The organism is Phenylobacterium sp. (assembly GCF_031984885.1).
GTDB lineage: Bacteria > Pseudomonadota > Alphaproteobacteria > Caulobacterales > Caulobacteraceae > Phenylobacterium.
In genome coordinates, this window is record NZ_DAMABV010000019.1 from 49,635 (window position 1) to 67,838 (window position 18,204).

Here is an 18,204-nt window from a genome sequence, read left to right on the forward strand (position 1 = left end):
CCCGATGGGGCCTTGCGCGAGCCCGCTTTTGGGGGCGAGGCTCGCGGCCATGAAACTGACCGCGCAAGATTCATCCATTCTCGGACGGCTGGCCGGGGAGGAATCGGAGATTCTGGGCCGCGCCGTGGAATGGTGCGCCCTATCGTCAGGCAGCCGGAACCTGCCCGGACTGGAGGCGCAGCGCGCCGTCCTGGATGCGGTGATGGGCGAACTGCCGGGCGAGGTCGAGAACCTGGCCCTGGCCGACAGCCACGAGGTCGCCGCCGACGGGACCCTGACCGCCCAGGCCCATCCCGACGCCCTGATGCTGACCGTGCGGCCCCAGGCGCCGGTGCAGGTGGTGCTGACCGGGCACTACGACACCGTCTATCCGGCCGGGACGCCGTTCACGGCGGTGACCCAGCGGGCCGACGGGGCGCTGAACGGGCCGGGCCTGGCCGACATGAAGGGCGGGATCAGCGTCATGCTGGCGGCGCTGCGAGCGTTCGAGGACCACCCGGACCGGGGGAATGTCGGCTACCGGGTGCTGCTCTCGCCCGACGAGGAGATCGGCTCGCTGGCCTCGGGGCCGGTGCTGGCCAGGCTGGCGGCGGGCGGGCATGTCGGCCTGACCTACGAACCGGCCATGGCCGGCGGGGCGCTGGCCGCCCAGCGCAAGGGCTCGGGCAACTTCCATGTCGTGGTGCGCGGGCGCGCGGCCCATGCGGGGCGCGACTTCGACAAGGGCCGCAACGCCATCGCCGCGGCCGCGGACCTGGCGGTGCGGCTGGCCGCCGCCAACGGCCGGCGCGAGGGGGTGACGCTGAACGTGGCGCGCATCGACGGCGGCGGGCCGCTGAACATGGTGCCGGACGTGGCCGTGGTGCGCTTCAACATCCGCCTGCCCGACGCGGCGGCGGGGGAGTGGGCGCTGGACCATGTGCAGCGCGAGGTCGCCGCGACGGCGGCGGAGGGGATCGCCGCGGAACTGCACGGCGGCTTCACCCGCCCGGCCAAGCCGTTCAACGCCGCCCAGCAGCAGTTGTTCGGGGCGGTGAAGCGGGCCGGCGCCCTGATCGGCCAGGAGATCGCCTGGGCCCCCTCGGGCGGGGTGTGCGAAGGCAACAACCTGTTCGCCGCCGGCCTGCCCAATGTCGACACCCTGGGGGTGCGCGGCGGCGACATCCATTCGCATGACGAATACGCCTGGCCCGAGAGCTTCGTGGAGCGCGCGCAGCTTTCGGCGCTGATCCTGGCCAAGCTGGCCAGCGGCGAGATCCCGGCGGCGGAGATCAAGGCGGCGATGGGGTAGGGGCGCCCATGTCTTCGACTGCTGTTTCGGTGTCATCCCGGTTTGCGAAGCAAGACCGGGACCCATTCGCGCCGAGATGCAGAATGGGGTGAGGCAGAGCTGACTTCCGATGGATCAGGTGTTCATAGGTCCCGGTCTTCGGCTGCGCCGAAACCGGGATGACACCGAAGCATATGCGATTGCCCTGCTTTAGCGGGGGAGGAAAGGAAAGCCCTTCAGTCCGCGATCGCCTTGCGCCCTGGCCCAACCATCAGGCCCTCGATGCGCGAGCCCTCGGCCCTCAGCACCGGGCGCAGGCGGTGGAACAGGCGGGCGTAGTTGTAGAAGGGAACGCTGGGCCAGAGGTGGTGCATGAGGTGGAGGTTCTGCTGCAGCAGCAGGAACGTGCCGCCGGGCCAGAGGCTGACGCGGGTGTTGAGGTAGCGCTCGGTGCGGTCGAACGGGTGGTGGGGCAGCCACTGGAAGAAGATGTTCAGCGCCAGGATGCCCAGCCGCGTGGGCAGGAACCACAGCATCAGCCAGTCGACGACGTGGCCGGTGGCGAGGGCGGCGACCAGGAGGGCGAGGGTGAAGAGGCTGACGGCGGAGACCTGGGCGATCTCCGAGGGGCTGAGGATGGTTCCCAGCCGCTTGTAGCGTTCGGGGTTGATGAACCGCACCGCGAACACCGGCAGCAGCGAGATCGGCAGGCCCACCGCCCACTTCCTCAGCAGTTGGACGAAGGTGCCCTTCACGAAGATGTCGGGGTCGCGCTCGGTGTTGGTGTGGGAGTGGTGCAGGACGTGGGTGCGCTGCAGGGCCGGCCAGCCGGCGCCCATGCCCAGCGACCCGATCCAGCCGACCAGGGTGTTGATCCAGGCCGCGCTCCTGGGGCTGGCGACCACGTTGCCGTGGATCGACTCGTGGACCAGCGTGTAGTGGGCGTAGGAGACGATCGCCAGGATCGGGGTGCAGACCCAGAGCGGCAGCGTGCGCGTGAAGCCCAGGGCGATCACGCCGAGCAGGGTCGCCGGCAGCACCAGCGCCAGGACCAGGGTCGGCCAGGCGATCGGGGGCGACAGCTCCATGGCGATGCGCCGTTCGTCGGCGTGGGAGATCCCGATCGCCGCCCGCAGCGCCTTGGGGTCGTGAGCACCGTCCGCCATCGCTTTCCTCCTTGTCCCTTTGTCCCTTGTCCCAGGGGGCTGGCTGGAAGATAGCTGCTTTGAAAATCAAAGCGACTCGAAAATGACGCTTGCGTCACTTTTGTGGATGCTGGACAGCCGGCGTATGATCCTGTCGGGGCGGCGGACCAACGAGATGAGAGCAACGGCGCATGAGCGGTTCTGAGAGCGTAGGCGACGACGACACGCTTTGCCCGATCGCCCATTCCACCGGCCTGGTGGGCGACCGCTGGTCGATCCTGATCGTGCGCGAGCTGCTGATGGGGCAGGGCCGCTTCCAGGACCTGCAGGCGCAGACGGGGGCGAGCAGCCAGTTGCTGGCCGCGCGCCTGAAGCGGCTGGAGGCCGACGGCCTGATCGAGCGCCACGCCTATTCACAGCGCCCCGTGCGGCACGAATATCGGCTGACGCCGAAGGGGCGCGACCTGATGCCGGTGATCCTGGCGCTGCGGGCCTGGGGCGAAGCCTGGTGCAAGCCCGGGGGCGGAACGCCGGCGACCCGGATGTTCCATCGCGCCTGCGATACGGAGCTGGAGCTCGACGGCCGGTGCCCGGCCTGCGGCGGCCTGGTCCCCTGGACGGAGATGCGCGGCCAGCCGAGCGAGGCCTGGGCGCAGGAGCGCGGCCGGCGCGCGGCCGAGTTCGCCGAGCTGCGGCGGGGGCCAGGCGGCGGCCGGGGCGGCTAGGACGCGGCTTGGGCGCCCTGCGGCTCGGTTTCGAACCGATAGGGCGAGAAGTCGGCGTCCGCCGGCGCGCCGGTACATCCTTCAATGAAGCTCACAAGACCTCGGTAAGCAGTGGCGTGTTGTAGAATTCATAAAGCAAGACAGATGTTTCTGCCGAAGACTATCGTGTCTTTACTGTCGCCCTGATGTGTTCTGCGCCGCACTCATGCATCGCGTGGACGAGGTGTTCATCGTCTATTGACATTGACAGGTAGCGTGCGCTCGCCGATGACTGCGGGCAGAGCGCATCTGGAGCGCCACCTGTCCGCGGCAAGGGAGATCCTCCCATCCAGTCATAGCGATATGATCTTACGAACCCTTCTTCCGGCCATTCGTAAGCGGACGTCTGGCGATGGAAGGAAGGTTGACGATGACCCGTGTCCTTACGCCCCGAACCTCTATCGAAACGCTCCGCAAGGACGCCAAGCGCTGGCTCAAGGCGCTGCGCGCCGCCGAGCCGGATGCAAAACGCCGCCTGACCGCGGCATGGTACACCGCGCCTGCCGAACCCGGACTCCGAGACGTCCAACACGCGCTCGCCCGCGAATATGGCTGCGAAAGCTGGATAGCGCTCAGGGCGGCGATCGAGGAACTGGCGCTTACCGGCAGTAATCGCGCCGATCGCCTCGACCGTCTGCTGCGCCACGGTTGGGACGGCGACACCAGAATCGCCCGCCGCATCCTCGATCTCTACCCCGACATCGCCCGGCATAGCCTGTTCACGGCCGTCACCTGCGGCGACCTCGCGGAGGTCGAGCGGCGGCTGGCCCGCGATCCGAAAGCCGCGACCAGGACCGGCGGCCGGCTCAATTGGACCCCTCTTGCCTATGTCGCCTACGGCCGCCTCGACACCGAAAATGCCGTCGCCATCGCAAGCCTGCTGCTCGATGCCGGGGCAGATCCCAACTTCCAGTTCGACGATGGCTGGGGCAGTCCCTTCAAGATTCTGACCGGCGCGATCTGGCTCGGCGAACAGCACAGGCCGAGCCATCCCCAGGCCGAAGCGCTCGTCAACCTGCTTGTCGCGGCCGGAGCCGACCCTTTCGACCTTCAGGCCTTGTACAATATCGCCTGCGTTCCCGGCGACGCCGGTTGGTACGAGCTGCTCTGGCGTCATAGCGAGGCGCAAGGCGCCGCGCATAAATGGAGCGACCCGGCGGCTGGGCGGCCTGGTGGGAATCTGGAAATCAGCACGCTCGATTTCCTGCTCGGCAGCGCGGCGGGTCAGAATCATCTCTTGCGCGCCGAATGGCTGCTCGCCCATGGCGCCAATCCCGACACGATCCAGCCCTTTCGCCACCAGTCGGTCCACGCGCTCGCCCAGATGTCGGGCTTTTTGGAGATGCTCGCCCTGCTCGAACGACATGGCGCGCGGCCTGTAGAGCTCAAAGGTATCCAGGCCTTCCAGGCGGCCTGTCTCGCGGGGGACGAAGACAGGGTTCGCGCGATGCTCGCCGCCGATCCAACCCTGATCGACGATCCGGCGCCGCTGATCGCCGCTGGGGAGTTCGGCAACGCCCGGGCCGTCGCGCTGCTGCTGTCGCTCGGCGCCTCGGTCCACAATCTTGGCGAGGATGGGATCAGCCCGCTTCACCGGGCGGCGCAATCAGGGTCTGTCGAGGCGGTCGACCTGCTCGCCGCGGCGGGCGGCGATGTCGATCTGCAGGAGCAGCGCTGGGGCGGGACGCCGCTGAGTTGGGCGGTCATGATGGGCCAGCCGCATATCGCTGAACGGCTCGCACCGCTCAGCCGCGATCCTCGGACGCTGGGCTATATGGGGCAGACCCAAAGGCTCGAAACGATCCTTCGCGAGGATCCCGCAAGGGCCAACCTTGCCCTTCCGGACCCCGAGGGGCCGACGCCCCTCTTCATTCTTCCGCCCGATGATCCCGATCTCGCGGCCGCGGTCACACGCATCCTTCTCGCGCACGGAGCCGACGCCGGCTGGCGTAACGCCAACGGCCGGACACCGATCGATGTCGCACGCGATCAAGATTTCCACGAGGCGGCAGCGCTGATGGAAGCGAGCATCGCTCGCGGTTGACCCGCGAGCTTTGCTCCTGGCGTGACCTGCTTCGGTGCTGGCCGCGCGGGTTGGGTCTGGGTCTTTTGGCGCAGCCTGAGGGCCGGCCAGCCGGCGCGCGGCCGAGTTCGCCGAGCTGCGGCGGGGGCCGGGCGGCCGGGGCGGCTAGGACGCGGCTTGGGCGCCCTGCGGCTCGGTTTCGAACCGATAGGGCGAGAAGTCGGCGTCCGCCGGGGCGCCGGCGAGCTGGCCGCAGATCAGCTCGGCGCCGAGGCGGGCGAAGCTGACGCCGTTGCCGCCGAAGCCGCTGGCCAGCCAGACACGGGGCTGGCCGCGGACCGGGCCGAGGGCCGGCAGGCCGTCGGGGGAGGTTCCGAAGGTCGCGCCCCAGGCGCAGTCGGGCGCGAGGGACCCGCCGCCGATCAGGTCCGCGCCGCGGCGGGCCAGCCGTTCGGCCTTGGCGGGGATCAGCCGGTCGCGGCGGTCGGGGTCGGCGAAGGGCTCGTCCTCGCCGCCGACGATGACGCGGCCGTCGCGGGTGGCGCGGGCGTAGAGGTAGGATTCCGCCGCTTCCCAGATCAGGGCGTTCCCGCCCCAGCGCGGCGCGACGCCCGGGGCGGTGGCGATGGCGAAGCTGGACGTCAGGTCGAAGCTGCCCGGCAGGGCCGGGCGCGCGGCTTCGTAGCCGGTGGCCAGCACGACCTGGCCGGCGCGCAGGACGCGCCCGTCGGCGAGATGCACGCCGACCTCGTGCGCGCCGCTCTCCAGGCCGACGACGTCGACGGGATAGGTCACGCTCGCGCCGCGCGCCTGGGCCCGGGCCAGCAGGCCGAGCGTCAGGGCGACGGGATCGACCTCGAAGGCGCTGCCGGAGAGGATCGCCGGGCGCGCGGGGATGTCGAAGCGCCGGCCGACCTCGGCGGCCGCCAGCCAGGCGGACGGCAGGCCGGCGCGGCGGCGGGCGGCGGCCTCGCCTTGCAGGCCCGCCTCGTCCAGCAGGTCGCCGTCCAGGTAGAGCTCGGGCCGCGCGATCCAGGCGCAGTCGATCGCCAGGGCGCGGATGTCGGCGTCCAGGGCCTGGACGGCGGCATGCACGCGCCGCCAGCGGCGGGCGGCGCGCTCCCATCCGATCTGCTCGGCCAGGTGCGTCAGCGGGGTGTCGGCGGCCCACATGACCAGGGCGGTCGAGGCCGAGGTGGCGCCGAGGCTGGGCTTGCGGCGATCGAGGACCGCGACGCGGCGGCCCTCGCGGGTCAGGCGCTCGGCCAGCATCGCGCCCATCACCCCGGCGCCGATGACGGCGACGTCCGGGGCGGCGTCGGGGGCGAGGTCGTCCGACGGCGCGGCGTCAGCCTCCTCCGGCCGCCAGCAGGGCCGGCCGCCGCGCAGGTCCAGGGGTCGAGTGAGCGCCATCGAGATCCACCGCAGCCGCCCGCGCACGCCAGGCGCCTGTTCAACGCCGCAGGGCGGGAAAGGACCCATGCCGGCGCGGCCTGGCCGTCCAGAGCGGGCGTGACGGCCCGGCGCGGCCGGTGCTAGCTTCCGCCGCCGGCCTAAGAGCCGGGAATTTCAAGGGGGAGAAACGCCATGTTCTCGCATGTGATGGTCGGGACCAACGATCTGGGCCGGGCCAAGGGATTCTATGACGCGCTGCTGGCGACGCTGGGTGTGGGGCCGGGCTTCGTCGACGGACACCGGGCGTTCTGGCGCACGCCGACCGGGGTGTTCGCGGTGTCCGAACCGATCGACGGGCAGCCGGCCACCATCTGCAACGGCGGCACCATCGGCTTCGCCTGTTCGAGCCCCGAGCAGGCCGAGGCCTGGCACGCCGCGGGCGTCGCCGCCGGCGGGGTGAGCATCGAGGAGCCGCCGGGCGTGCGCGCCGGCGGCATGGGCAAGCTCTACCTGGCCTATCTGCGCGACCCGGACGGCAACAAGCTCTGCGCGCTGCACCGGATGTGACGGGCGAGGGGGCGCGCGCTCAGCCGGCTTGAGCTGCGGGCCCCCAAGCTGTTCGACTGACGGTTCCCCGGCCGGGGGCGCTGGACGATTGGGAGGCGGCATGAGCCCGGTATCGATCGACCCGCCCGAAGCGGTGAAGCTGCGCGCCGCAGCCGAGGGGGCGGCGGGGCTGGCCTGGCTGGGCGACCTGCCGCGGCTGGTCGCCGAACTGGCGCAGGCCTGGGGCCTGAGCGTCGGGCGGACCCTGGACGGCGGCACCGAGGCGCTGGTCGTGGAAGCGGCCCTGCCGGACGGCCGCGCGGCGGTGCTGAAGCTGGCGCCGCCGGGGTGCGACCCGGCCGGGCGGGAGCTGGCGGTGCTGCTGGCGGCCGGCGGACGCGGCTATGCGCAGGTCTACGCCCATGACGCGGCGCGCGGGGCCATGGTGCTGGAGCGGCTGGGGCCGCAACTGGCGCAGATGGGCTGGAGCGTCGAGGCGCAGATCGAGGCGCTGTGCGCGACCCTGAAGACGGCCTGGATGACGCCGGCCGACCCGGCGTGCTTCATGACCGGGGCGGAGAAGGCGGCCGGCCTGGCGCAGTTCATCCAGGAGAGCTGGCGCGAGCTGGGGCGGCCCTGCACGGAGCGGACCCTCGAGACGGCGCTGAGCTATGCCCAGGCCCGCGCGGCGGCGTTCGATCCGGCCCGGGCGGTGCTGGCGCACGGCGACGCCCACGCCTGGAACGCCCTGCAGGTTCCGGGCGGCGAGGGCTTCAAGTTCGTCGACCCGGACGGGCTGTTCATCGAGCCGGCCTACGACCTGGGGATCGCCATGCGCGAGTGGGCGCAGGACCTGCTGGCGGGCGATCCGGTCGGGCTGGGGGCGCGGCGCTGCCGGCTGCTGGCCGGGCTGACCGGGGTCGATCCCGACGCGATCTGGGAGTGGGGCTTCATGGAGCGGACCTCCACCGGCCTGCTGGCCCTGAAGCTGGGGCTTCCTGGCGGGCGCGAGATGCTGGATGTCGCCGACGCCTGGGCGGCGGGCGGGATGGCCGACTAGGAAAGGCTCTAGGCCGGCGTCGGAGCCGGGGTGTCGATGGCCGGCGTCGCGCGTTCGCCCAGCACCACGGCCAGGCTGCCGGCGATGATCAGCAGGCCGCCGCCGGCCAGGGCGTAGGTCAGGTGGTCGCCGAACAGGGCCACGCCGATGCCCGCGCCCATCAGCGGCTCGATGTTGATGAACACGCCGGCGCTGGCCGCCCCGACCCGGGCCGAGCCGAACTGCCAGGCGGCGGTGGCGATCAGGGTCGAGAGCACGCCCTGGCCGACGATGCCGGCCCAGGCGGCGGGGCTGAGGTCCAGTCGCGGCGGGCCGTGCATGGCGAGGGCGATGGGCAGGATGGTCAGGGCCGCGACGACCACGGTGACGGCCGGGATGGCCATGGGCGTCGGCGCCTTGGGCGCGCGGCGCAGGACCAGCAGCCAGGCCAGGAAGATCAGCAGGGCGATCAGCGACAGGGCCACCCCGAACGGCGAGGAGCCGGCGTCCGGGCGGCCGGCGATCAGGACCGCGCCGAGGGTGGCGGCGGCCACCCCGGCCCAGGAGGCGCGGCTGACCCTCTCGCCCAGCAGCCGGGCCGAGACCGCGATCAGGGCCGGCATGGCCCCGACCAGCAGCGCCGCCAGGGTGACGCTGACATGGGCCAGGCCCTCGAACTGGACCATGAAGGCCACGCCGTAGAGCGCGCCGGCCGCCAGCACCGGCGGCGAGCGGAACAGCGCCCGGGTCCGGGCGTCGCGGAAGGCGAACGGCGCGGCCGCGAGGGCGGCGACCGCGAAACGCAGCAGCACCATATGGGCGGCGTCGGTCTCGCGCAGGGCCAGCTTGCCCAAGGGAAAGCCCAGCCCCCAGAAGGCGCCTGCGGCGAAAAGAGCGAGAAAGGCGAGGCGCTTCATGGGGCGCTTCGTGCCCTATTCGGCGGGGGAAGGCGAGAGGTCTTGCCGGGGAGCGGGGCGCGTCTCAGTCCAGGCGGATCACGACCTTGCCGAAATGGGCGCCGCCTCGGCCTGGGCAAGTTGAAACAACTGGAGCCGAAGCGTCCGTGATCCGCGGCTCGATCGGAGACTGAACAGAGGAACACGAAGACCACCAAGAGGCCTGCGCCGGAGGCGCGCTCCAGGGATCCTCCGGGGCTGCCAGATCGCCAGTTCCTTCGTGGTCTTCGTGTCGGGCGGTTCCGGAACGACGGGGCGGCGCGCGATTGCGGACATTTCCCGGGGGCCTGTCAGGGTTTTTGCCGATTGAGGGGATAGGGCGCCGATAGGACCGTGCGGGCGGGGGCGCGTGCGCCTCAAACGCCAGCAAGGATGCCGCCATGCCCCGTCCGTTCGAGGGTTCCATCAAGCTCGACGTCCGCGATTCCAAGCCTGATTGGGACGCGTTCCTGCAGAACAGGGCCCCGGAGGGGGCGCCCAACGTCCTGGTCATTCTCTACGACGACACGGGCTGCGCGGCCTGGTCGCCCTATGGCGGCCGGATCAACATGCCGACCCTGGACAGGCTGGCGGCGAACGGCCTGACCTATTCCCAGTGGCACACCACGGCGGTCTGCTCGCCGACCCGCTCGTGTTTCCTGACCGGGCGCAATCACCACCAGAACGGCTTCGGGTCGATCTCGGAATCCGCCGTGGGCTTCCCCGGCTACAACGGCCACATCCCGCTCGAGAACGCGACCATGGCCAGCGTGCTGCGCGACGCCGGCTGGAGCACGTTCTGGGTCGGCAAGAACCATAACGTGCCGGTCGACGCCTTCGACATGGGCTCGTCCAAGAAGGCCTGGCCGCTGGGCCTGGGCTACGACCGCTTCTACGGCTTCCTCGGGGGCGAGACGAACCAGTGGTATCCCGAGCTGATCGAGGACAACCACTTCGTCGACCAGCCCTATGGCCCGGAGGACGGCTACCACTTCTCGCGGGACATCGCCGACAAGGCGATCAGCTTCATCCGCGACACCAAGCAGTCGCAGCCGGCCAAGCCCTGGTATCTCTGGTACTGCCCCGGCGCGAACCACGCCCCGCACCACGCGCCCCAGGACTATATCGACAAGTACAAGGGCGTGTTCGACGACGGCTACGAGGCCTATCGCGAATGGGTGCTGAAGCGGATGATCGAGCGTGGGATCCTGCCCGAGGGTACGCAACTGACGCCGATCAACCCGATGACGGAAGGCACCTACGCCGAGAGCGACATGGTGCGGCCCTGGGACAGCCTGACCGACGACGAGAAGAAGCTGTTCTCCCGGATGGCGGAAGTCTATGCGGCGCTGTCGGAGTATACCGACGTCCAGATCGGCCGGGTGATCGACTACCTGGAAGAGTCCGGCCAGCTCGACAACACGCTGATCATCTACGCCGCCGACAACGGCGCCTCGGGCGAGGGCTCGCCCAACGGCTCGGTCAACGAGATCAAGTTCTTCAACGGCTATCCCGACGACATCGCCCAGAACCTGGCGATGATCGACAAGCTGGGCTCCAACGACACCTACAACCACTATCCGACCGGGTGGGCGACGGCGTTCTCGACGCCCTATCGGATGTTCAAGCGCTATGCGTCCTACAGCGGCGGCACCGCCGACCCGCTGGTCATCCACTGGCCCGCCGGGATCAAGGCCAAGGGCGAGATCCGCCACCAGTACCATCACTGCACCGACATCGTGCCGACCATCCTGGAATGCTGCGGCGTGCCGATGCCCGAGCTGGTCGACGGGGTGAAGCAGTCGCCGCTGCCGGGCGTGTCCATGCGCTACAGCTTCGACAACGCCGAGGCGCCGACCACCAAGGAGACCCAGTACTACGAGATGCTCGGCACCCGCGGCATCTGGCACAAGGGCTGGAAGGCGGCGACCGAGCACGGGCCGCTGCCCTCGGGCCTGGGCAAGTTCGACCAGGACCGCTGGCAACTGTTCCACACCGACGAGGACCGGGCCGAGGCCGTGGACCTGGCCGAGCAGCATCCCGACAAGGTCGAGGAATTGAAGGCCCTATGGGCCGCCGAGGCCGAGAAGTACGACGTGCTGCCGCTCAACGACCTCAGCTTCTTCGACTTCATCAAGCTGGAGTTCCACGTCCAGGTCCCGCCGTCGGGCCGCTACATCTACTATCCCGACACCACCGAAGTGCCCGAGGCCTCGGCGGCCAGCACCCATGGCCGGTCGTTCAAGGTATTCGCCGAGGTCGAATTCACCGGCGACAGCGAGGGGGTGATCTTCGCCCAGGGCTCGCGGTTCGGCGGCTACACGCTGTTCGTCAAGGGCGGCAAGCTGGTCTGGGTCTACAACTTCCTGGGGGTTCCGCCCGAGCAGCGGCTCGCCGCCGACGCGCCGAAGTCGGGCAAGCAGATCGTCGGCGTCGAGTTCGAAAAGAGCGGCCATGGCGAGTTCAACGAGGGGCTGGGCGCGGCCCGGCTCTATATCGGCGACACCGTGGTCGCCGAGGCCCAGCAGCAGACCATGACCGGGCGCTACTCGCTGTGCGGGGAGGGCCTGTGCATCGGCTATGACAGCGGCGACGCGGTCAGCAGCGAGTACGGCCCCGGGTTCGCCTTCAAGGGCGGGCGGGTGATCAAGGTCACCTTCGACCTGGCCGACGATCAGTACGTGGATGTCGAGCGGGAGTTCGCCGCCGCCCTGGCGAGGGACTGAGGGGCCTGGCGCCCCGCGCTGACCGGGGCGCCGGTGAAGGGCTTGGCGTCCTTCATCAGGATGTGGGAGGCGATCTTGTCGACGCCGAGGCCTTCCTGCAGCAGGCGGTCGGCCAGTTCCCCCCAGGCGCGCACGTCGGGGCAGACGGCCTTGATCAGGTAGTCGAAGGGGCCGGAGACCTGGGCGGCCTCGACCACCTCGGGAATCCCGGCCAGGACGGATTCGAAGTGCAGCAACTCGGCCGGGCGGTGGCTCTTGAGCGTGACCTCGCCATAGACGGTGACGGTCGGGCGGATGCGCTCGATGTCCAGCCGGGCGTGGTAGCCGAGGATCAGCTTGTCGGCCTCCAGGCGGCGCACGCGGGCCAGGCAGGCGCTGGGCGAAAGGGCGACCCTGTCGGCCAGGGCCTGGTTGGTGATGCGCCCGTCGGCCTGCAGATTCGCCAGGATCTTGAGGTCGATCCGGTCGAGCGAAGGATATCCGTCCAAGGCTTGTTCCCGCCGCAGCTTCTGCGGAGGAAGACCTGGTCTTCCGCCGCCCATTTCGACGAATCCCTAGCACAATAAGCAGCTAAGGCTTCGATCATTTCTGCGGAGGATGCCATGATAAGCACCGGCGTCGTTATCCGCCCGGCCGCCCTGTCCGACCTTGAATCCCTGCACGCCCTGGCGCTGAGCGCGGGGCTGGGCATGACCAACCTGCCGCCTTGCCGCGAACGCCTGCTGGGCCTGCTCAAGGCCAGCGCCGACGTGCTGGCCGGGAACCGCAAGGCCGGCAGCCAGATCCTGCTGGTCATGGAGGCGGGCGGCGAGGTGGTGGGCACGGGTTGCATCTTCCCCAGCGTCGGCGGGGATTGGCCGTTCTATTCCTATCGCATCGGGCGGCTGCGCCAGACGTCGCAGGCGCTGGGCAAGGTGGTGGAGAACACCATCCTGACCCCGGTGAACGACTATGACGGCTCGGCCGAGGTCGGCGGGCTGTTCGTGCGGCCGGGGCTGCGCGGGATGGCCGGCGGGCGGCTGATGGCGCGCTCGCGCTACCTGTTCATGGCCGAGCACCGCGACTGGTTCGGCGAGCGGGTGGTCTCGGAACTGCGCGGCTACCAGGACGCGGACGGCCGCTCGCCGTTCTGGGAGGCGGTGGGCCGCAAGTTCTACGGCCTGGAGTTCAAGGAGGCCGACCGCATCAGCGTCGGCGCCGGCAAGCAGGTGATCGCCGACCTGGGGCCGAAATATCCGATCTACCTGAACCTGCTGCCGACGGACGCGGCGCTGTCGGTGGGCCAGTTCCACCCGGACGGGGCGCGGGCGCATGCGCTGCTGACCGAGGAGGGCTTCAGGTTCGAGGGCTGCATCGACATCTTCGACGCCGGCCCGACCATGGTCGCCGACATCGACAACCTGAAGGCGGTCCGCGACAGCCAGGTCGGGACGATCAGCGAGATCGGCCCATGCGAGGACGGGGCGGAGGTGCTGGCCTGCGCCGGAAGGATCGAGAGCTTCCGCGCCGCGCGCGGGCGGGCCCGGGCGCGCGACGGCGACCTGCGGGTCAGCCCCGAGCTGGCCGCCGCGCTGAACGTGCAAACAGGAGACGTCATCCGCCATGTCGAGTTCTGAGATCGTCTCCACCGACCCCTGCACCGGCGAGGCGGTCTGGCGCGGGCCGGCGGCGCAGGCCGCCGAGCTGGACGGCGTGCTGGCGCGGGCGCGGCGGGGCTTCGCCGCCTGGTCCAGCCGGCCGCTGGAAGAGCGCCATGCGGTGGCCCGCGCCTTCGCCGAGCTGGCCAAGGCGCGGCGCGAGGAGATCGCGCGGCTGCTGAGCCGCGAGACCGGCAAGCCGTTCTGGGAGACCCTGACCGAGGCCGACACCGTGGCCGGCAAGGTCGAGGTTTCGATCCGCGCCCAGGCCGAGCGGGCCGGCGAGCGGAGCAGCGACGTCGCCGGCGGCGTCGCGCGGCTGGCGCACCGGCCGCATGGGGTGCTGGCGGTGATCGGGCCGTTCAACTTTCCCATGCACCTGCCCAACGGCCATATCGCCCCGGCGCTGCTGGCCGGCAATGCGGTGGTGTTCAAGCCCAGCGAGAAGACCCCGGCCAGCGGCCTCTTGCTGGCCCACCTCTGGCGCGAGGCCGGCGTGCCGGACGAGGTGCTGCAGGTCGTGGTCGGCGGCGCGGAGATCGCCAAGGCGCTGGTGGCGCATGACGGGATCGACGGGGTGCTGTTCACCGGCGGGGTCGCGGCCGGGCGGGCGATCCACATCGCCCTGGCCGACCAGCCGCAGAAGATCGTGGCGCTGGAGCTGGGCGGCAACAATCCGCTGGTCGCCTGGGACGTGGCCGATGCGGAAAGCGCGGCGCACCTGATCGTGCAGTCGGCCTATGTGTCGGCCGGCCAGCGCTGTTCCTGCGCGCGGCGGCTGATCGTGCCGCAGGGCGCGGCGGGCGACCGCATCGTCGAGGCCTTGAGCGCCCTGATCGACCGCGTAGTGGTCGGCGCGCCGTTCGACGCGCCGGCGCCGTTCATGGGGCCGGTGATCGACATGGCCAGCGCCGCGCACCTGCTGGACGCCCAGGCGCGGCTGGGCGGGAGCGCGATCCGCGAACTGCGGCGCATCGAGGAGGGCAGGCCGTTCCTGACCCCGGGCCTGGTCGACGTGACCGGCGTGGCGGTTCCCGACGTCGAGAACTTCGGGCCGCTGCTGCAACTGGTGCGGGCCGGGGACTGGGACGAGGCGATCGGCGTCGCCAACGCCACGCGCTTCGGGCTGGCGGCCGGGCTGCTGTCGGACGACGAGGCGCGCTATCGCGACTTCTGGAGCCGGGCGCGGGCCGGGATCGTCAACTGGAACCGGCCGACCACGGGGGCCGCGGCCACCGCGCCGTTCGGCGGGCCGGGGCTGTCGGGCAACCATCGGCCCAGCGCCTATTACGCGGCCGACTACTGCGCCTATCCGGTGGCGAGCATGGAGGCCGGGGCGGTGGACTTCCGCATCGCCACGGGGCTGGCGGCGTGAGCGCGCGCCAATGACGACGGGCGAGATCAATTTCGACGGCCTGCCGGGGCCGACCCATAATTATGCGGGCCTGTCGGTCGGCAACATCGCCAGCCAGAACAACTTCGGCGAGGTCTCCTATCCGCGCGCGGCGGCCCTGCAGGGGCTGGCCAAGATGCGCACGGCGATGGAGCTGGGTCTGACCCAGGGCTTCCTGCCGCCGCCGCTGCGGCCGGCGGCGCAGGCGCTGCGGGGATTTGGATTCCAGGGCGCCGACGACGAGGTGCTGGCGGCGGCGGCGCAGCAGGACCTTGGGCTGCTGCGCGCGGCGTGCTCGGCCTCGAGCATGTGGCGGGCCAATGCGGCGACGGTGCTGGCCGCGCCCGACACCGCCGACGGGCGCGTGCACCTGGTGACCGCCAACCTGGCCGGGATGCTGCACCGGAGCCTGGAGGCGGAGGAGACCTTCGCCCTGCTGAAGCGGGTGTTCGCCAGCCAGGACCGCTTCGCCGTGCATGGGCCGCTGCCCAGCGCGCGGCATTTCGGCGACGAGGGGGCGGCCAACCACATGCGGCTGGCGGCCAGCCACGGGGCGCCGGGGCTGAACGTCTTCGCGCATGGCGAGGCGAGCCGCGGCGGGGCGTTCCCCGAACGCCAGAGCCTGCGGGCCAGCCAGGCGGCGGCGCGGCTGGCCGGTCTGGCGGGCGAGCGGACCTTCTACGCCCTGCAGAATGAAGGCGCGGTGCAGTCCGGGGCCTTCCACAACGACGTGGTGGCGGTGGCGAACGAGAACGTGCTGCTCGCCCATCCGCAGGCCTTCGCCGATCCGGCCAGGCTGTACGCGCAGTTGCGGGCGCGGCTGCCGAACCTGCAGGTGGTGGAGACCTTCGGGGTCAGCCTGGCGGACGCGGTGTCGTCCTATCTGTTCAATTCGCAGTTGGTCAGCCTGCCCGAGGGCGGCATGGCGCTGATCCTGCCGTCGGACGCGCGGGAGAACGCGGCGGCCTGGGCGGCGGTCGAGGCGGTGCTGGCGGGCGACAACCCGATCGTGCGGGCGGTGGTGGTCGACGTGCGCGAGAGCATGCGCAACGGCGGCGGGCCGGCGTGCCTGCGGCTGCGGGTCCCGGTGGACGGGCCGGCGCGGGCCGGGATCGATCCGCGCTTCATCCTGGACGAGGCCCGCTGGGCGGCGCTGGCGAGGGTGGTCGAGGCGAACTGGCCCGAGCAGATCGCGCCAGGCGACCTGGTGAAGCCGGACCTGTGGGCGCAGGCGCGACAGGCGCACGCGGCGCTGGAGGCGGCGATCGGGTAGGCGCCATCCCGGAAAGCGCGGAGCGCTTCGCGCCACGCCTCGTCGGAACTATTGAACCAGCGCCAGGCTGGTCGCGGCGGCCAGCAGGGCGATGACGCCGGTGGCGGCGGCCAGGGTCCAGGCGAGGCGCGGTTCGATGCGCATGAGGTCGCGCGGGGCGACCTGGGCGCTGATGGCGGCGACGCCGCCGAGCAGCAGCAGTTGCGAGGCCAGCGCCAGGGCGGGCAACAGGGCGGCCGGGATCAGGCCGAAGCTGCGCGCGGCCATCAGGGCGGCGAAGGCCCAGACGAACAGCGGCGGAACCGGCAATCGGCGGGCGCCGGCCTGGACGCCCATGGAGAGCGCCACGGCCACGATCACCGGGCCGAGCCAGAGGATGCGCGAGAGCTTGGAGAGGGCGGCCGAGGCCTCTACGCCCGGCGAGACCGACTGGCCAGCGGCGACCACCTGGGCGACGTCGTGGATCGAGAGGCCGAGGAAGACGCCGGTCTGGCGCTCGCTGAAGCCGACGTGCCGCGCGATCAGCGGATAGGCGACCATGGCGATGGTCGAGAGCAGGTTGACGCCCACCACCACCAGGGCGGTGGTGCGGCGGCTGGAGTCGCTGTCGGGCAGGGCGCTGGAGGCGGCCATGGCGGCCGAGGCGCCGCAGATCGAGACGGCGCTGGCGGCGATCAGCGCCTCGACCAGCGGCAGGCCCGCCAGCAGGCCGATGCCGGTCCCGGCCCCGAGGCTGGCCATCACCACGCCGCCGCTGGCCAGCGCCACCGGCAGGCCGAGGGCGGCGAGCTCGGCAAAGGCGATCTGGGCGCCCAGCAGGGCCACGCCGGTCTTGAGGCCGGGCCTGGCCCACCAGCAGAGCGCCCGGCCAAGGACGCCCGACCAGCCGGCGAGGCCAAGGCCCATGCCGGCGACGGCGGCGATGACCGGGGCCGGAAAGCCGCTGGCGCGGCCGAGCATCAGGGCGGCCAGCGCGATGAGGCCCAGGGCCAGCACGCCGAGCGCCGGATGACGCGCCCGTCCCGCGGCGAGCGGGAGGTGGGTCACGCCTGGAGGGCCTTGTGGGCGGCGTCGGCGCGGCCGCGGGCGGCCATGCGCGCGTGCAGGCGCTGGACGCAGAGGCTGGCGGTCTTTTCGAACCAGAACGGGAAGATGGCGTGCACCAGGCAGGCGGCGCCGGCGGCGATCATGGTCACGCCAAAGCCGGCGGCCTGGGCCAGATGCCGGCCATAGCTCTCGCCGACCGAACTCGGGTGCCGGTTGAACGCGTCCAACATGAAACTCTCCCACGCTATCGGCCTGAAGGATGGCGGCGGGGGGCGAGAAAGGCGTTGTCGAAATTGTCGCCGTTCGTTCAAAGTGGAGAAGGTGGTTCTCTATTTGGGGTGTTTTTCGTGGGTGGCGTTCTCCTGGACCCGATCGATCGGCGAATCCTGCGCGAGCTGCAGGCCGACGCGACGATCCCGGTGGCCGAGCTGGCCGAGCGGGTGGGGCTGTCGCAGACGCCGTGCTGGAAGCGGGTCAAGCGGCTGACCGACGAGGGGGTGATCGAGCGCAAGGTGGCGCTGCTGGCGCGCGAGAAGCTGGACCTGGGGCTGGTGGTGTTCGTCTCGGTCCGCACCAGCCGCCACGACGAGGAATGGCTGGCCCTGTTCGCCAAGGGCGCGTCCTCGCTGCCCGAGGTGGTCGAGGTCTACCGGCTGGCGGGGGAGACCGACTACCTGCTGAAGGTCGTGGTGTCGGACATCGCGTCCTACGACCGGTTCTACAAGCGGCTGATCGCGACGGCGCCGCTGACCGACGTGAGCTCGGCGTTCGCGATGGAGCAGATCAAGTTCACGACGGCGCTGCCGGTGTAGGGGGCGAGACAGGTCCTACCCTCCTGGGGCAGGGCGATCGCATATGAGTTTTCTCCATGGATGGCCGGGCCGCCCGGCCATCCATGGACGCCGAGGTCCGCCGGCGATCCCGGGCCGTCCTCAGAGACCTAACAGCGCCAAAAGCTCAACTGACTTGATGACACCTGTTTTTCCTCCGGCAGCGGCTGGCGCAAGCTGC

At 70.9% G+C, this 18,204-nt stretch carries 16 protein-coding genes; 10 read left to right on the top strand and 6 right to left on the bottom strand.

Annotated elements, in window-relative coordinates; all coding sequences use genetic code 11:
• Nucleotides 1-49 precede the first annotated feature (49 nt).
• Nucleotides 50-1,291: a hydrolase gene (locus RTL41_RS19315; protein ID WP_312166834.1), complete on the top strand. Its 1,242-nt coding sequence runs from the start codon at nucleotides 50-52 to the stop codon at nucleotides 1,289-1,291.
• A 215-nt stretch (nucleotides 1,292-1,506) separates the two neighbouring features.
• Here RTL41_RS19315 and RTL41_RS19320 read toward each other — a convergent pair whose 3' ends face one another.
• Entirely contained in the window at nucleotides 1,507-2,436 is a 930-nt protein-coding gene (locus RTL41_RS19320) for a fatty acid desaturase (protein WP_312166836.1), read from the bottom strand.
• Nucleotides 2,437-2,606: 170 nt separating this feature from the next.
• Here RTL41_RS19320 and RTL41_RS19325 point away from each other — a divergent pair, with 170 nt between their 5' ends.
• Together RTL41_RS19325 and RTL41_RS19330 are read left to right on the top strand one after the other, a co-directional pair.
• The gene (locus tag RTL41_RS19325; RefSeq protein WP_312166837.1) at nucleotides 2,607-3,140 is read left to right on the top strand and encodes a helix-turn-helix domain-containing protein; all 534 of its coding nucleotides are present in this window, start codon (nucleotides 2,607-2,609) and stop codon (nucleotides 3,138-3,140) included.
• 409 nt (nucleotides 3,141-3,549) lie between these two features.
• Nucleotides 3,550-5,223 carry an ankyrin repeat domain-containing protein gene (locus RTL41_RS19330; protein WP_312166838.1) on the top strand — a complete coding sequence of 558 codons (1,674 nt, stop codon included), beginning with the start codon at nucleotides 3,550-3,552 and terminating at the stop codon, nucleotides 5,221-5,223.
• 144 nt (nucleotides 5,224-5,367) lie between these two features.
• On the opposite strand, the gene RTL41_RS19335 is transcribed toward RTL41_RS19330, so the two are convergent.
• On the bottom strand, nucleotides 5,368-6,615 hold the full coding sequence (locus RTL41_RS19335; RefSeq protein ID WP_312166840.1) for an FAD-dependent oxidoreductase: 1,248 nt from the start codon (nucleotides 6,613-6,615) through the stop codon (nucleotides 5,368-5,370).
• 174 nt (nucleotides 6,616-6,789) lie between these two features.
• Here RTL41_RS19335 and RTL41_RS19340 point away from each other — a divergent pair, with 174 nt between their 5' ends.
• Both RTL41_RS19340 and RTL41_RS19345 read left to right on the top strand, forming a co-directional pair.
• Nucleotides 6,790-7,164, top strand: coding sequence for a VOC family protein (locus RTL41_RS19340; RefSeq protein ID WP_312166841.1), 375 nt, complete (start codon nucleotides 6,790-6,792; stop codon nucleotides 7,162-7,164).
• Nucleotides 7,165-7,264: 100 nt separating this feature from the next.
• Nucleotides 7,265-8,203 carry an aminoglycoside phosphotransferase family protein gene (locus tag RTL41_RS19345; RefSeq protein ID WP_312166842.1) on the top strand — a complete coding sequence of 313 codons (939 nt, stop codon included), beginning with the start codon at nucleotides 7,265-7,267 and terminating at the stop codon, nucleotides 8,201-8,203.
• An 8-nt stretch (nucleotides 8,204-8,211) separates the two neighbouring features.
• On the opposite strand, the gene RTL41_RS19350 is transcribed toward RTL41_RS19345, so the two are convergent.
• Nucleotides 8,212-9,099 (bottom strand): DMT family transporter, encoded by an 888-nt coding sequence (locus tag RTL41_RS19350; RefSeq protein ID WP_312166844.1) that lies wholly within the window; start codon nucleotides 9,097-9,099, stop codon nucleotides 8,212-8,214.
• 419 nt (nucleotides 9,100-9,518) lie between these two features.
• On the opposite strand from RTL41_RS19350, the gene RTL41_RS19355 reads away from it, so the two are divergent.
• On the top strand, nucleotides 9,519-11,843 hold the full coding sequence (locus tag RTL41_RS19355; protein ID WP_312166846.1) for an arylsulfatase: 2,325 nt from the start codon (nucleotides 9,519-9,521) through the stop codon (nucleotides 11,841-11,843).
• Here RTL41_RS19355 and RTL41_RS19360 read toward each other — a convergent pair.
• Nucleotides 11,792-12,331 carry an Lrp/AsnC family transcriptional regulator gene (locus tag RTL41_RS19360; protein ID WP_312166847.1) on the bottom strand — a complete coding sequence of 180 codons (540 nt, stop codon included), beginning with the start codon at nucleotides 12,329-12,331 and terminating at the stop codon, nucleotides 11,792-11,794. The two genes, RTL41_RS19355 and RTL41_RS19360, sit on opposite strands and share 52 nt — an antisense overlap.
• A gap of 114 nt (nucleotides 12,332-12,445) precedes the next feature.
• Between RTL41_RS19360 and RTL41_RS19365 the strand changes: the two genes are divergently transcribed.
• From RTL41_RS19365 to RTL41_RS19375, 3 genes are read left to right on the top strand one after another with little or no spacing between them, the layout of a single operon-like run.
• On the top strand, nucleotides 12,446-13,459 hold the full coding sequence (locus RTL41_RS19365; protein ID WP_312166848.1) for an arginine N-succinyltransferase: 1,014 nt from the start codon (nucleotides 12,446-12,448) through the stop codon (nucleotides 13,457-13,459).
• Nucleotides 13,446-14,855, top strand: coding sequence for a succinylglutamate-semialdehyde dehydrogenase (astD, locus tag RTL41_RS19370; protein WP_312166849.1), 1,410 nt, complete (start codon nucleotides 13,446-13,448; stop codon nucleotides 14,853-14,855). The genes RTL41_RS19365 and astD overlap by 14 nt, the downstream gene beginning before the upstream one ends.
• A 10-nt stretch (nucleotides 14,856-14,865) precedes the next feature.
• Nucleotides 14,866-16,146: an N-succinylarginine dihydrolase gene (locus RTL41_RS19375; RefSeq protein ID WP_312166851.1), complete on the top strand. Its 1,281-nt coding sequence runs from the start codon at nucleotides 14,866-14,868 to the stop codon at nucleotides 16,144-16,146.
• A 48-nt stretch (nucleotides 16,147-16,194) separates the two neighbouring features.
• Here RTL41_RS19375 and RTL41_RS19380 read toward each other — a convergent pair whose 3' ends face one another.
• Both RTL41_RS19380 and RTL41_RS19385 read right to left on the bottom strand, forming a co-directional pair.
• Complete coding sequence (locus RTL41_RS19380) at nucleotides 16,195-17,193, bottom strand: putative sulfate exporter family transporter (RefSeq protein ID WP_312166853.1); 999 nt, start codon at nucleotides 17,191-17,193, stop codon at nucleotides 16,195-16,197.
• Nucleotides 17,190-17,423 (bottom strand): DUF6356 family protein, encoded by a 234-nt coding sequence (locus RTL41_RS19385; protein WP_312166855.1) that lies wholly within the window; start codon nucleotides 17,421-17,423, stop codon nucleotides 17,190-17,192. The genes RTL41_RS19380 and RTL41_RS19385 overlap by 4 nt, the downstream gene beginning before the upstream one ends.
• A gap of 117 nt (nucleotides 17,424-17,540) precedes the next feature.
• Here RTL41_RS19385 and RTL41_RS19390 point away from each other — a divergent pair, with 117 nt between their 5' ends.
• On the top strand, nucleotides 17,541-18,005 hold the full coding sequence (locus RTL41_RS19390; protein ID WP_312166856.1) for an Lrp/AsnC family transcriptional regulator: 465 nt from the start codon (nucleotides 17,541-17,543) through the stop codon (nucleotides 18,003-18,005).
• Nucleotides 18,006-18,204 lie beyond the last annotated feature (199 nt).